Genomic DNA, 14,614 nt, shown 5'->3' with positions numbered 1-14,614 from the left:
CGCGGAGGGTGGGGTCGGCGGCGCGCTCGGCCTTCATGCGCGCGGCCAGCTCGGGGCCGGCCAGCCCGGTCTCGGCCAGCTCGGTGCGACGGGCGGCACCGGCGGCCAGGGCGGCCCGGTTGTGGGCGGTGAGCATGTTGTAGGCGACGCGCGCGGCGCCGGCGTACTGGGCCAGCAGGGTGGCCTGGGCGGGGTTGGGGTCCAGGCGGTGCTTGAACGCGCGCAGCCTCGGGGCCAGGTCGGTACCCGTGGTAGTCGTCATCGCTCACACCTCCTCCTGCGCCAGCATCGTCCATCCGTTCAGGGGCATGGTCACCCACCCCCCGGACACGTTACGGCCTCGCTCACCCAGCCGGGCAGGAGGCCAACACCCTGCGCATCGCCGCGCGCTCGCGCTCGGTGACGCTCAGCCCCCACTTGGCCTTCACCACCACCTGGTGCTCCACGAGCTCACATCGGCCCGCAACGGTGTCCGGCAGCCAGTCCGCCGCGGTCGCATCCGACTTCGAGTTGTTCGCCGGCCCATCCACGGCCAGCAGATTCGCCGGGTCGTTGGCGAACGCCGTGCGCTGGGACTCGTCCCACGCCCACGCCCCGGAGGCCCAGGCATCGGCAAGGGAGACCGTGTGGTCGATCTGCACGGCCTGGGAGTCCTGGGAGGAGAAGGGGATCGTAGCGCCGCTGTAGGGGTCCACGAGCTGGCCGGAGAGCACCTTGCACCCCTGCGTGCCGGGCTTGATCTGCACCTGTGTCAGGTCGCGCCGCAGCACGTCGTTGCGGGTGTCACAGCCGTTGCGGTCCACGTCCGCCCAGCGCTGGCCGAACGCGTCTCGCGTGTAGGCGCTGGCCGGTGCCGCGGAGGTCAGGGCCAGCTGCTCGAGCTGGCCCCCGACCGGGCCGGCCGCCGGCGTCGGGGACGTGTCGCCGAGTGAGGGCAGCTCCACTCCGCTGGGCAGCGCCACCTTGGGAAGCTTCACCTCTGGCACCTGGACCCCCTGCACATGTCCACCCCCGACGGCGCCAGCCACACCCAGAGCGGCCACCACGGCGACGACGCTCGAGACCCATCGACGCACGCTCACGAGCCCGCCCCCTCACGCTCCTGCGGAGTGGGCACAGCCTCGATCACGGCGTGCAGCCCATGGCTCACCCGCAGCCGGCGCGCGGCCTCGGCGGTGGCCGCCCGGTGCAGCTCCACGGGAATCACCGCGATGCCATCACCCATGTCCGGCTCCTCCATCTCCGGCAACCACCTGTAGAAGGAACCGCGGGAAGCGTAGGTCAACATCAGCGCGGCACCGGCCTGCTCATGCACGCGCAAGGTCTCGGCGATCAGCTCCTCCACGAGGCGCTCGCGGTAGTCCTCCAGGCGGGTCATGGCCGAGTCGATCCAGGACCAGTCCCGCGGCGGGTTCTTGCCGAACTCCCAGCGGGTGATGCTCTTCTCCGCGACACCCAGGGTGTCGGCGAGGGCGTCGCGGGACAGACCGAGGGCCTCTCGGCGGCACTTCAGCTCGATAGCGTTCATGGCTCAGCCCTCCGCCTTCTGGTCGGCCGGCTCGTCCTGGTCGGTCACGCCGTACTCCTGACGCAGGGCCTCCTCCTCGAGGCGCAGGCGGGTGATGGCCTTCATCAGGGGCTCGCGACGGGTGTGCAGCTCGTTGTTGGCGGCGTCCTCCCAACTGTCCAGGGTCCAGCCGGCGCCCTGGATCTTGCTGACCATGACGGCATCGGGGGCGCGCAGGTCGTTCTTGATGCGGGTCCAGGTGGAGGGCGAGGTGAAGCCGGCTTGCCGAGCCATCTCGTTGACGGAGTAGTAGAAGGTGGTCATGGGTGTGCTCTCTCAATCTGGAGGCGACAGAATCACCTCACGTAGGTCTAGCAATACACGTCAAACCATACGCGTCATTCCATACACCCGCAACCCCTATCCACAACCCTCCCCCCCGTCACCACTGCCCCTGCTACGGTTTACACAGGTCGAACGTGAGCCCATCCCGTAGGGCCTGCGACTTAGAAGCCCTCCTGGCCATCCCCCCTCCGCGCCGGGAGGGCTTCGCTCTGCCTGGCGCCCAGAAGGGACATCACGGCCGCGCGACGGCCTTATCCACGGTGAAGGACACCCGCGGATCGGAGGAGCCATGAGCATCGAGGTCGAGCACCTGGAGGCCGCCCTGGCCGAGGCCAGCGAGGTGGTGACAGACAGCGAGCGCGCGCATGCGAGCACCGCAGCCTGTCATTGGTGGCACTGCTGCCAGGTGCTGCGGCGGTTCATCGACACCCCGGACGCCTTCCCGCCGGCGGCGCTGGTCGCCTAGACTGGACCCCAGAAGCGCCCCGCTTTCCCGTTGATCTGACAGTCGCAGGAACCTCGCGGGGCGCTTTCGCGCGTCCAGAGCTTATTGCCCTCCACTTGCCAGCCCACCTAGTATGTTGACGTCAGATCAACGTAAGGGTGGAGGTGTCCCTGATGATCCAGGTGTCCTGGCAAGGGCGGATGACCACGTCCCTGCCGAGCACAGATTCCGAGGTGGCCCGCTGGGTCGCCCACGACCGCCCCGAGATGGTGCGCGCCCAGACCGCCGACGGCACCGCCTACCGGCCCGACGCCGCTCAGGTCCTCGCGTTCATGCAAGCCCAGGCCCACCTGGCCCAGATGCTGCGCTTCCAGTACGCCGCCGCCCACGGGCTGGTGCCCGCGCACGCAGGCGCCGTGCTGACCGCGCCCTAGTCCCGCCACTTCTGCGGAATGGCATCCACCATCATCTCTCGAAAGGTCTCGGGAGCGTCTGCCTGGCCCCTCATGGTTGCCTTGTCCTGCACTACCACCGCGACGAGCAGAAACAACGGAGTGAGAGTACTGAGGATGTAGCCCGGAGCAGACCACATCTCCGCCGCAAGGCCCATCACCAGTAGCCACAGAGACCCGTAAAGGATCGTCGCCCATGCGGACCACGGAAACCGCTTCCATCCCGTAGGGCGAAGACTCGCCAGCACCCGCAAGCTGGTTGCCGCCAAGACCGCAAGGACAGCAGACTCCTTTACCCATGCAGGCTCGTCGGCGGTCGCGCCAGCCGCCGCCAGCAGAGCACCCCCCGCCGTTATCACGGAGGCCAACAACGTGATAACCGCCGCTCTGTATCTCCCCTTCCTCGCCCACTTCTCTTGCAGCTCCTTCGCACGAGCAGCCACCACATCATCGGGCAGTGGGTCAGCGGGCCGTGGTGCTCGATCTTGGGCAACCACAGCGCGGAAAGCAGCTACCACCCCGCACACCCCCAGCACCCAATCGACCACGTTCAGCGATCCACTCCTGCGCCCCGGTGCGCGCGACATCCTCAGCACCCCCTCTCGAGGACGCGGGCGTGTAGGGGCGTCTGCCCGGGATCCAGCACCGCGTGTTCAAGACCCGTGCTCTCGGTCATGGTCGTTCTCCGTTCAGGTAGTTCGGCGCCGTCTCAGTCGTCCTCGCCGTGCAGGTAAAAGCGCAACACGCCCACGATTCGCTTGTGGATCTCAGGGGTGGCCGTGACAGACATGGGTACGAACACAAGTCCTCGAGCCAGCCCCCGGGTGGACCAACGCCCACACCCGCAGCCGTCAACGGCCAGGGGATGGGCGCCATTGCGGCCGCGCAGCCTCAGTACCGGGTCACCTTCAGAGTGGTGTTCGCGCAGGAGGCGGCCTTCTTCACCAAGAACGCCTTCTCCGTGGCGTCAGCCTTCAACCCCCAGCGGATCTTCACCGCGGTCCAGTCCGCGATGTACTGGCACTGGTTCTTCGGCGGCAGCCACTGCTCCGGACCGCGGGCCTGCTTGGCAGAGTTCAACGCCGAGGTCTGCGCGCTCAGCGACCGGGCATCCCCCAAGTCGTTGTAGAACGCCACCCGCTTGGCCTTGGTCCAGTACCGAGCTCCCGAGCCCCACGCCTCATGCACGGGCACCATGTGATCGATCTGCACCGTCGAAGCAGACGTGTGCGTACGCAGATCCCAGCTGCTCACCCACTTGCCCGTGGCCACCGTGCACTTACGGGCCGTCGTGAACTTCGGGGTGGTCTTGGACTCTGCGATCAACACCTCCGCCCGCGTGTTCTGGCAGTCCCTGTTCGCATCCTTCCAGTCCCCGAACTGGGCAGCCCGGTCATAGCCGGCATTGTTCTCCGCCGCCACCGGCAACGACGCCACAGCCGTGCGCAACGGGGCCGAATACGTAGTGCCGGCCGCCGCCGGGCCCGCACCCCCCAGGACAGCGGTGGCGACGAAAACAGCAGCAGTGGCCAGAGAAGCCAGAGAGCGTCGTGACATGGGCGAGTTCCTTGCTCGAGTGGATGACGCGATGCGAAATCGCATCGCAGCTGATCCTAAGCTCGCGCGAAGCCCCTGCTCGGCACGAGATCCCCGGTCCCTAGGATGGGCAGGATCAGCGCGGACAGCGCCCCATGCCACTCGGCCCAAAGAAAGAACACCCGTGTCTCGACTGACTGACCTGCTCGCCCAGGCCCGCAAGACCGACCCACAGCTGGCCACAGACCTGGAAGCTGAGTTCCGCCAGCTCACCCGACACAACCAGTTTGGTCTCGTGTTTGAGCGCCACCAGCCCGAGGCCGTCGAGCTGCCCGGCCGACCCGTACGCCGCGGAGACACCGTCCGCGTGCTGCCCCCGCGGGGGACCCTCACCATCGGGGACACCCGTCACTGGGTCGTCACCGACCTCGAACGCACCCCAGATGGCAAGCAAGCCCACCTGACCGAAGCAGACGTCGACCCCGAGGTCCGCGAGCCGGCCACCTCAACAGCAGCAATCGAGGACCTGGTGGTCGTCGCCCGCTTCGAGGACCCGATCTACCCGGGCCTGGTCGAGACAGGCCGCGTCGAAAACGGTGGGGACAAGCCGTTCCACACGGTCATCAACGCCGAGAACTTCCACGCCCTCGCGATGCTCACATACACCCACCGCCACAAGGTGGACTGCGTCTACATTGACCCGCCCTACAACACCGGGGCGAAGGACTGGAAGTACAACAATGACTACGTCGCCTCCGATGACGACTACCGCCACTCGAAGTGGCTGTCCTTCATGGAACGCCGCCTCCAGGTTGCCCGTGAACTCCTCAATCCTGAGGACTCCGTCCTAATCGTCACCATCGACGAGAAGGAGTATCTCCGCCTGGGAATGCTCCTCGAGCAGACGTTCCCCGACGCTCGTATCCAGATGGTCTCAAGTGTCATCAACCCCAAGGGGGTTGCACGAGGAAAGGCGTTTCGTCGCACGGACGAATACATCTATTTCGTCATGCTGGGCGAGTCAGGGCCCGCACGTCTGCCCCTTGGTCCAGGGTGGCAGGCTGGCGCCATCGCCGCCTCGACCTCGAAACCCGAGGGGCCGGGATGGACTTCCCTCATGCGTCGCGGATCGCACTCGGCCAGGTCCGACCGGCCGGGTCTCTACTATCCGATTTTCGTCGACCCCGAAAAAATGCAAGTCGTCGCAGCGGGGGACCCGATTCCCTTGGGAGAACGAACTGTTGCCGCCAGACCGGGCCTAACAACCGTTCTTCCTATTCGGACCGATCAGTCCGAGGGAAACTGGCAGTGCAGTGGGCCGGAACTCATGCGCCGCCTAGACGAGGGACGTGTGCGAGTGGGACGTGAGACCCACTACGGGTACGTCATCAACTACCTCCCCGAAGGGGCTTGGAAAGAAGTCTGCTCTCCTGCTTTCGAGATCACCGGCCGCGCTCCAGACGGCTCAGTGGAGGCTGTGCGCATTGACGCAGACAGCGGTCTTCAACTTGCGCCAACCCAGTGGAAGATCGAGGGACACAACGCTTCCGAGCATGGTTCGTCCCTCCTGCGTCGCCTTATGCCGGGTCGCAAGTTTCCGTTCCCAAAGGCGCTCTATGCCGTCGAGGACACTCTTCGCTTCTTCGTGAAGGACAAGCCCAACGCCGTCATCCTCGACTTCTTCTCGGGCTCTGGCACGACGGCGCACGCGGTCATGCGCTTGAACAAGCAGGACGGCGGTCATCGTCAGTGCATCAGCGTGACGAACAACGAGGTGTCCGCTGAGGAGCAGAAGGGTCTACGCGCGAAGGGGCTTCGTCCCGGTGACGCGGAGTGGGAGCAGTGGGGCATCTGCGACTACGTCACCAAACCCCGCGTCACTGCGGCCATCACGGGGAAGACCCCTGACGGGGACCCGATCAAGGGCGAGTACAAGTTCACTGACGAGTTCCCCATGGCCGACGGCTTCGAGGAGAACGCGGCGTTCTTCACGCTGACCTATGAGGCGCCCCGGCAGGTCCGCCGCAACCGTGCCTTCGCCCGGATTGCGCCGATGCTCTGGCTCAAGGCTGGCTCTCGCGGTCGCATCATCTCCAGCCTTCCAGAACGGGGCTGGGATGTGGCTCAGACCTACGGGGTACTCGAGGACATGGACCACGCCCCCGAGTTCTTGGCCGCCCTGGAGGCTGACCCCCAGGTAGGGATGGCGTTCATCGTGACCGACTCCGAGGTGGCCTTCCAGTCCGTGGCCCGACAGCTGCCCGAACACACCACCGCGGTGCGCCTGTACGAGTCCTACCTGCACAACTTCCAGATCAACCGGAGGGCCTGACCCCCATGCGTTACACCCTCAAGGACTACCAGGCCCAGGCTGTCGAGCAGGTCCTGAACCGGCTGCATCGAGCCAGGAAGAACTACCAGGACGACGGCGTCCTGTCCCAGTTCTCCCTGGCCGCGGCCACCGGGGCCGGCAAGACGGTGATGGCCGCGGCCATCATCGAGGCCCTGTTCTTCGGTTCCGACCAGTACACCGAGGACATCGCCCCCGACCCCGGGGCCACCGTGCTCTGGTTCTCCGACGACCCGGACCTGAATGATCAGTCCCGCGCCCGGATCCATGCCGCATCCTCCGAGCTAGACGGTCGGCTGCGCACCGTGGAGAACTCCTTCGCCGAGACCACCTTCGCCCCCGGCCAGGTGTACTTCCTCAACGCCCAGAAGCTGCGCGAAGGAGCCCGCCTGGTGCGCGGGGCCCAGGACCCCACCAACGCCGCCACCCCGGTGATGGCCGCCCCCGACATGGCCCAGCGCACCATCTACGACGTCATCGCCAACACCGTGGCCACCCCCGGACGAACCCTGTACTTCATCCTGGACGAGGCCCACCGGGGCATGAAGACCACCAAGAAGAACGACCAGGAGCGGGCCACCATCGTCCAGCGCCTGATCAACGGCACCGCCCTGGCCCCGGCCATGCCGATCGTGCTCGGGATCTCCGCCACCGTGGAACGCTTCACCCAGGCCATGGCCCATGCCACCGACCGGGACGCGCTCTCCCCCGTGCAGGTCGACCCCGCGCTCGTGCAGGCCTCCGGGCTACTCAAGGACGATGTGGTCCTCACCATCCCCGAGGAAGCCGGCGCCTTCGACACCACGCTGCTGCGCGAGGCCGTGGCCCGCACGAAGGCTTCCACCCGGGCCTGGGCCGCCTACGCCGCCGAGCAGGACGAACCGAACCCGGTGGTGCCGCTACTGGTCGTGCAGGTCGCCGACAAACCCAGCGACGAGCACCTCTCGCGAATCCTGGATGTCATCCACCAGGAGTGGCCCGAGCTGCGGCCCCAGGACATAGCCCACGTCTTCGGCACCCACACCGACCGGCACCTGCCCGGCCAGATCGTCAACTACATCGCCCCCCAGCGAGTGCAGGAAACCACGCACATCCGGGTGCTGCTGGCCATGGAGGCGATCTCCACCGGCTGGGACTGCCCCAGGGCGGAGGTGCTGATGTCCTTCCGCACCTACAAGGACGCCACCTACGTCCACCAGCTGCTGGGCCGGATGGTCCGCACCCCCCTGGCCCGACGCATCCCGGGCAACGAGGTGCTCAACTCCATCGACTGCTTCCTGCCCCACTTCGACAAGACCACCTCCACCGCCATCGCCCAGACCTTGATGCGCGGACAGTCCGACATGGACGACACCACTTCCGACCCCGCCCGCGCATCCGCCCGGCGGGTGCTGTTCGACCCGGTCACCCTGACACCGAACCCGGCGGTGGGAGAAGACGTGTGGGCGGTGTTCGACGCCCTGCCCTCGATGACCATCCCCCGGGGAGCCACCAAACCGCTCAAGCGCCTGGACATCCTGGCCAACGCCCTCTCCCACGACGGGCTGCTGCCCGGGGCGATCAAGACCGCCGCGCACACAATGTGCAAGCTCCTGGACGGATGCAGGGTGCAGTACTCCGAGCAGATCGCCGCGGCCCGCCAGGATGTGCTCACCCTGTCGGCCCAGCGGCTGACCGGCCGGCTGGGAACCACAACCCTGAGCACCACCAGCCTGGAGCTGCTGGCCGATGACCGGGCCATCGAGGAGGCTGCGGCCGCGGCGGCCGGCACCCTCACCGGCTGGATCGCTGGGGCCTACATCGATCACATCGTCCCCGAGGACGAAGAGGATCTCGACCTGCGCGAAGGAGACACCATCATCGCCTCCCTGGCCCGCACCTCCGAGGTCGTCGCCGATCTGGAGGCCAAGGCCGACAAGCTCGTGCAGGACTGGCTGAGCCAGTACCGCGTGCAGATCAACGGCCTGACCGATGAGCGCCAGGCAGTGTATGACCGGGTGCGGGAGATGGCCCGTCGGCCTGAACGTGTGGACCTGACCCGCCCGAAGTTGGCCCAGGCCGACCAGCAGGAGCGCCTCCCTGATGGCAGCGAGCGTCCTCTGCCGACCCGCACTCTGCATTTGATGGCCGCCGAGGACGGCACCGTACCTGTGGATCTGAACGCCTGGGAGCGGCAGGTGCTGGACTCCGAGGCCGCCGAGCCCTCCTTCCGGGGCTGGTACCGCAACCCCTCCCGGGCCTCCAAGCAGTCTTTGGCGATCCCGTTCCAGGACGGCGCCGGCCAGTGGCAGGCCCTGCGCCCGGACTTCGTGTTCTTCCACGCCAACCAGGACGGCACGATCCGCGCGGACATCGTGGACCCCCACGGCACGCACCTGGCCGACGCCTTGCCCAAGCTGCGGGGCCTGGCCGAGTACGCCCAGGCCCACGGGGATGCCTTCGGCCGGATCGAGGCCGTCGCTGAGATCGACGGCCAGCTGCGGGTGCTGGACATGAAGAACGACGTCGTCCGGGCCAGCGTCCACGCAGCCCAAGACGCCGAATCCCTGTACAAGGCCGCGCCCGCTTACTGAAGCAGAAACCCAGGTGGTGTCGGCGGCCGAGGATGGGGTTCAGTCTGAGGCTTGCCGGCGCAACGAGGTGTACAGGGTCTGCCGGCTCACCCCGAACGTGCGCGCCACTTCGGCCTTCGGGATCCCCATCTGAATCATCACGCGCGCCTGCTCCACGTCCGCATCAGAGAGCTTCGGGGCCTGCACGTACTTGCCGCGGGCCTTGGCTAGGGCGATGCCCTCAGCCTGGCGCTCCTTGATCCGCCGGCGCTCGAACTCAGCGAACGCCGCCAGGATGCCCAGCATGAGCCCGTCCACCGGGGAGGTGCCGGACTTGTCCACGGTGATGCGCTCGGACACGAACTGCACCGCGCACCCCTTGTCGGTGAGCTCATCCACGATCGCGTACAGATCCCGGGTGTCCCGTCCCAGCCGGTCCATCGAGGCGACCTTCACCAGGTCCCCCTCCCGCACGTACTTCATCAGCTCGGCCAACCCGGTGCGCTTGGCGCGGGAGCTGCCGGAGATCTTGTCCTGAAAGATGCGGTCGCACTCCCCCACCGCCTCGAGCTGACGGTCCAGGTTCTGTTCCGCCGAGCTCACCCGCACGTACCCCACGGTCTGTCCAACCACGTCTTAGACCTCCCGACACTTCTGTCTAACGACCCGGTTTGAGACCGTCTTCGACGTGATGGTCTCGTGGGCGGACGGAGTGTGTAAAGGGGTATACCCGGCTTGACGCCGGGATGGGGCAATGAACACCCAGCTGGATTGTGAGGCATCCCTCTGTCGGAGCGTTGACGTTTACTTTACTAACCTGTTAGTATAGTTTGGTTGATGCGACTACAGGCAGAGGACAGGGGTACAACAGTGAACGACGTTGGATCATCGCCGCGGCGGTGGTGGCTGCTCATGACCGTGGGGGCCGGCCTGCTACTCATCACCCTCGACAATTCGATCCTCTACACCGCCTTGCCTACGTTGACCGCAGACCTCGGCGCGTCCGGATCCTCGACACTGTGGATCATCAACGCCTACCCCCTGGTCATGGCTGGCCTCCTCTTGGGAGCAGGCACACTGGGCGATCGCATCGGCCACCGCCGAATGTTCGTCGTCGGCCTGTGGATCTTCGGTGCCGCATCACTGGCAGCGGCATTCTCGCCCAACCCTGCCTTCCTGATCGGCGCCAGGGCACTCCTCGCTGTGGGGGCCGCAGCGATGATGCCCGCCACGCTTGCTCTGATCCGCCTCGCGTTCGACGATCCTCGTGAGCGCAACATCGCCATCGCCATCTGGGGGAGCCTGTCGATCGCGGGGGCAGCGCTCGGACCCATTCTCGGCGGCGCCCTTCTCGAACGGTTCTGGTGGGGATCTGTTTTCCTCATCAATGTCCCCGTTGTTGCCATCGCACTTGTGGCGACCGCAATCATCGCGCCGCACAACCATCCCGATCCGTCGAAGAAGTGGGATCTCGTCTCATCCCTCTATGCGATGGTCGGGCTGGTGGGCACCGTGCTCGTCATCAAGGAACTGGCCCATATTCCACAGAACTGGGTTCTGATCGCAGGGGCGCTGGCGTCAGCAGTCATCGGGTTCGTCCTCTTCGTGCGACGCCAGGGCCGATTGGAAGAACCACTCATCGAGTTCTCCATCTTCCGCAACCGCGCCTTCGCTGGCGGCTCTCTGGCAGCCTTCTTCGCGATGTTCACCATCGCTGGCGCCCAGCTCGCGACCACACAGCGCTTCCAGCTCGTCGAGGGCTTCACCCCCCTGCAAGCAGGCCTGCTAGTCGCAGCCAGCGCGCTTGGCGCCCTGCCCTCAGGTGTCCTAGGGGCCGCGATCCTGCACATCGTGGGCCTGCGGATCATTATCTCCGGCAGCCTCGCCATCGCCGCCCTAGGACTAGCTCTCGCCGTGCTGGCCTCTGCGAACGGATCACTACCCCTGCTGGTCGTCAGCTTCATCGTGACCGGCTTCGGCCTGGGCGGCACCTTCGCCGTCGCTTCCGCCGCCATTATGGGCAACGCGCCTCCGCGAAAGGCCGGCATGGCGGCCTCGATCGAAGAAGTCTCCTATGAGATGGGCTCCCTCTCGGCTGTAGCACTCCTCGGGAGCCTCCTGACCTTCGTCTACGCCACAGTCGTCCGACTCCCGGATGGCACTCCCGCCGCAGCGGGGGAGAGCATTGCCGATGCCCTCGGGATCGCCGACGGAGATCTCGACGTGATCGCAGCCGCCACCTCCGCCTACGACACGGCCTATTTGGTCACGATGATCGTCCTCGCTGTCATGCTGGCTAGTGGAGCCGCTCTGACCAATCGGCTGCTCCGCGCTTACGGGCGCGGCAGCGAGGCAATGGAGTACGCCGAAAACCACTGAACCAATCGGAGGGGCGCATGATGGTGCGTGAGAGCAAGAAGACCATGATCCTCGACGCCGCGATCCAAGTGATCGAGGAAGACGGGATCACAGCAGTCACGTTTGACTCTGTCGCGGCCGCTGCAGGGATCACCAGGGCCGGGATCATCTACCACTTCCCGTCACGAGACGACTTGATCGCTGCGATCCACCAGAGACTCGCTGATCGCTGGGAGCGGCAGTTAGAGATCGCCTGTGGAAAGCCGACCGCTGAGGCAACGCCGATGGAGCGCCTGACCGCCTACATACTCACTTGTTCGACAGCCGCCTCCCGCGCCGAGTTCCAGATGATTCTCGACAGCCAGCACACCCAGCACATGGCGATCTGGGAAGACCTCATCGACCGATGGACCGGACGTAGCGAACGAGACGAAGCTGAGCGCGACCAGATGACCTCGCTCGCCCTGCTCGCTGCTGACGGGCTCTGGGTCAACGACCTGATCGGAAGCAGGCCCATCTCACAGGACCACCGGAGTGAAACCGCAAAGCAGATCATCGCGCTACTCCAGAATGACGTCCATGAATCCGAGGCCAAGCCCAACGGGTAAGCGAGCCAGCGCGCGGTTGGAGAAGGCCGGATCGACGAATCCGTCGAGCGCGATGATGGGCAACCCTGTCAAGCAAGATCGCACCCTGGCACCTCTGTCCAGCAGCACCCAACTGGCTCTGACACATGCGCCTAGTGGGTATACCCGCCTGGACGGGGTCAGCCTGTGACAAAGCTAGACCAGGAGAAGACCGCCGCGGTCCAGGCCGTGGTGACCCGCGCGTTCGGAGTCTCCCGGACCACGATCTACAAGGCCCTCAACACCACCGAGACCGGCCAGCCCTGAACGGCCCACGCCCTGTGGATACCCGTGGTCCGGGCCGGTTCTTCTCCGTAGGGTGAGACCCGTCGCGGTGTTCTTCTTCGAGGGCCGCGACGGTGAGTGAGCCGCCTGTTCTCCTGTCCGGGTATGGTCACCCCGCCCTTGTCTTGGTCAATAGGGGGCAAGGGGATTTCACTTCCGCCCGGTCCACGCGCGACCCATCGGCAGCGCCCAGCACACATCACCCGTGGTCAGACCGGGGAAGTAGTGCAACTAACGCAGTACCGCAGTACCGCATTCACCCGTGCGGTGCTGCGGTAGCGCGGTGGTGCGGTTATAGCGCTGACATCGCTGTCAAAATGGGCATGGGACACACTGAACCTACTGATCATTCCACTTCCTGGGCGGCGTCAGCCATCCCCTCTCGATTCGATCTTCAGCGGCCATTTCCTCCGTCATTTTCTTGGTCTTGCTCCAAGCTTGCCGAATTTCCTCATCACTCATACCGGGCCGCCACGTCTTTAATAACAATGCTTCAGTCCCAAAGACTGTGAACATCGCGATAGCTCCGCACGCAGCGTGACCCGGAGAAACGAACCACCCCACCATTGCCCCCACAAGTGGGGGAATAACGAACCCCCAAATTGCATAGCCCCACCCGCCTGGGTCTGAGTGACCAGCAGAAACAGTAAAGGGCCGCTCACACAAAGTCACGACAATAGAACTAACCACTACAGCAGCAGCAGTGAGGGCAAGGGAAAGAGATCCGCTCAAAGGGCTGGAGAGGAGCTTGCTCAACAGCCACCAAAACAACCAGACCACCGGGGACAGTAGCGCCGCAGTAGACAAGTGTCCCCCTACGGCCAAGGAAATAGGAACGACATGGGAGGGGCCCCCTTCCTTCGGAAAGGAACCCCTCCCCCTGTTTGGGATTAGCCCTGACATCAGCTCAGGCAAGCCTCCACAAGCCCGGGAACCCCCAGGAGTTCGGAGAGAACATTCACGGCATCCTCACCGATCTCAGCGGCAGCCTGACCGGAACGAATTGCACGCCAAATGCCGCTAACTCCGCCCCAAAGGCTCCGCGCCTTCTTAATCCAAGCAATGATCTTGAATACGGGGAACCCGAACTGAACGACGAAACTGCCAAGCGCCAGCGAGCATCCAAAAACATTAAACGCTGGACTTGCCTCAGCGTCGCCAGATGAATCCACTGGAGTCTGAATTGTCGTGAGGCCTTCAAGGTAAGGCGCGATCTTCTCGCTGTATCCCGGGTATGTGTGAGGATCAGCTCGCTTAAGCTCTTCAGGCATCGAATCCAGCGCCCTCAGAATCATGTCGAGCTGCTCATCTTCCGTGTAGGAGGACTGCGGCTTGCGCCACGCCGACTGAGGCGGCCGTCGCCCAGCATGAGGCGGCCGTCCAATCGGCTGCCCGGCGCCCGCCAAAGTCGGCGCAGCGACTGCAATCAGACCCCCAGAAACCAACGCTCCCGAAAGACCACGCATGGCTTGACGTCGATCGAAAATAATCCCCTCCAATATTCAGCTTGTCATCTGACGCATCGAAGCCTATCTGCGTGCTGTACATCACACAAGTTGCAGGCGAGGCCCCCTGTCATGCGGTGGCAGCAACAGGAGGGGAGGTGGACGTTCCCCGCCGGGGTCGGGCTTAGCTGACCTGGAGGATGAAGTATGTGGTGGGGTATCCCAGCGGGAAGCGGTCTTCTCCGTGGTCCACTGCACATCCCCTCGATGCTCACTCCGTCTGCTTGCGTTCGGTCCGTTGTGGCGAGTTCGTTCTTGCGCCGCGCGGCTGAGTGAACTATCTGTTCTCCCGTCCAGAGACCTCCCCTGACTTGGTCGATTGAGGGATGGAGGCCTTTCAGTATCCCCCGGCTCCTGGATGGTCAACCGGCAGCTACTCAGTGCGTATCGCTCTTAGTCAGACATGGGAAGAGGCGTCTCTAACGCAGTACCGCACTACCTCATTCATGCGCGCGGCACTGCGGTATTGCGGTCAGTCTTCGGGGTACTTGGCTTCGATGGCCTGGATGATCAGTTGGGACATGGGCACCCCGACCTCGACGCTGTGCCGGCGCAGGTGCTTGTGCAGGCGTTCGGGTAGGCGGATGGAGGTGGCCTTGATGGGCTCGGCGGCTGCCTGGGCGTGGGCGGCGTAGGCCAGGGTCATGTCCGGG

At 65.2% G+C, this 14,614-nt stretch carries 14 protein-coding genes; 6 read left to right on the top strand and 8 right to left on the bottom strand.

The annotated features are described in order from the left end of the window. The 4 genes from J1M41_RS11935 to J1M41_RS11920 all read right to left on the bottom strand — a co-directional run. The coding region (locus J1M41_RS11935) for a helix-turn-helix domain-containing protein (protein ID WP_206451832.1) at positions 1-262 on the bottom strand (262 nt) is incomplete at its 3' end. Positions 263-344: 82 nt separating this feature from the next. After that, complete coding sequence (locus tag J1M41_RS12170; protein WP_240335751.1) at positions 345-977, bottom strand: HNH endonuclease family protein; 633 nt, start codon at positions 975-977, stop codon at positions 345-347. A 101-nt stretch (positions 978-1,078) separates the two neighbouring features. Next, positions 1,079-1,528, bottom strand: a complete 450-nt coding sequence (locus tag J1M41_RS11925) for a helix-turn-helix transcriptional regulator (RefSeq protein WP_069941827.1) — start codon at positions 1,526-1,528, stop codon at positions 1,079-1,081. Between the two features lie 3 nt (positions 1,529-1,531). Next, positions 1,532-1,831 (bottom strand): hypothetical protein, encoded by a 300-nt coding sequence (locus J1M41_RS11920; protein WP_031943823.1) that lies wholly within the window; start codon positions 1,829-1,831, stop codon positions 1,532-1,534. 310 nt (positions 1,832-2,141) lie between these two features. On the opposite strand from J1M41_RS11920, the gene J1M41_RS11915 reads away from it, so the two are divergent. Then, on the top strand, positions 2,142-2,318 hold the full coding sequence (locus J1M41_RS11915) for a hypothetical protein (protein WP_160312128.1): 177 nt from the start codon (positions 2,142-2,144) through the stop codon (positions 2,316-2,318). A 152-nt stretch (positions 2,319-2,470) separates the two neighbouring features. Continuing rightward, on the top strand, positions 2,471-2,731 hold the full coding sequence (locus J1M41_RS11910; protein ID WP_127435104.1) for a hypothetical protein: 261 nt from the start codon (positions 2,471-2,473) through the stop codon (positions 2,729-2,731). 909 nt (positions 2,732-3,640) lie between these two features. Here J1M41_RS11910 and J1M41_RS11905 read toward each other — a convergent pair. Then, a complete protein-coding gene (locus J1M41_RS11905; protein ID WP_241247976.1) occupies positions 3,641-4,078 on the bottom strand; it encodes an HNH endonuclease family protein in 438 nt (145 codons plus the stop codon). A gap of 391 nt (positions 4,079-4,469) precedes the next feature. Between J1M41_RS11905 and J1M41_RS11900 the strand changes: the two genes are divergently transcribed. Both J1M41_RS11900 and J1M41_RS11895 read left to right on the top strand, forming a co-directional pair. After that, complete coding sequence (locus J1M41_RS11900) at positions 4,470-6,617, top strand: site-specific DNA-methyltransferase (protein WP_069941823.1); 2,148 nt, start codon at positions 4,470-4,472, stop codon at positions 6,615-6,617. A gap of 5 nt (positions 6,618-6,622) precedes the next feature. Then, positions 6,623-9,208 carry a DEAD/DEAH box helicase gene (locus J1M41_RS11895; protein WP_069941822.1) on the top strand — a complete coding sequence of 862 codons (2,586 nt, stop codon included), beginning with the start codon at positions 6,623-6,625 and terminating at the stop codon, positions 9,206-9,208. 39 nt (positions 9,209-9,247) lie between these two features. Here the strand turns inward: J1M41_RS11895 and J1M41_RS11890 are convergent, their stop codons facing one another. Further along, positions 9,248-9,820 (bottom strand): recombinase family protein, encoded by a 573-nt coding sequence (locus tag J1M41_RS11890; RefSeq protein WP_101966148.1) that lies wholly within the window; start codon positions 9,818-9,820, stop codon positions 9,248-9,250. A gap of 279 nt (positions 9,821-10,099) precedes the next feature. Here J1M41_RS11890 and J1M41_RS11885 point away from each other — a divergent pair, with 279 nt between their 5' ends. Beyond that, the gene (locus J1M41_RS11885) at positions 10,100-11,566 is read left to right on the top strand and encodes an MFS transporter (RefSeq protein ID WP_104318915.1); all 1,467 of its coding nucleotides are present in this window, start codon (positions 10,100-10,102) and stop codon (positions 11,564-11,566) included. A 17-nt stretch (positions 11,567-11,583) separates the two neighbouring features. Continuing rightward, positions 11,584-12,153, top strand: coding sequence for a TetR/AcrR family transcriptional regulator (locus J1M41_RS11880; protein ID WP_184241471.1), 570 nt, complete (start codon positions 11,584-11,586; stop codon positions 12,151-12,153). Positions 12,154-13,358: 1,205 nt separating this feature from the next. Here the strand turns inward: J1M41_RS11880 and J1M41_RS11875 are convergent. Then, entirely contained in the window at positions 13,359-13,727 is a 369-nt protein-coding gene (locus J1M41_RS11875) for a hypothetical protein (protein ID WP_200968465.1), read from the bottom strand. 706 nt (positions 13,728-14,433) lie between these two features. Then, positions 14,434-14,614 (bottom strand): hypothetical protein (locus tag J1M41_RS11870; RefSeq protein WP_206451831.1); only part of this gene is annotated, 181 nt, incomplete at its 5' end.

This window comes from Micrococcus sp. KRD096, from assembly GCF_017168495.1.
In the GTDB taxonomy this organism is placed as follows: domain Bacteria; phylum Actinomycetota; class Actinomycetes; order Actinomycetales; family Micrococcaceae; genus Micrococcus; species Micrococcus luteus.
Note: the sequence above shows the minus strand (reverse complement) of the source record. Positions and strands in the feature narration are given on the sequence as shown.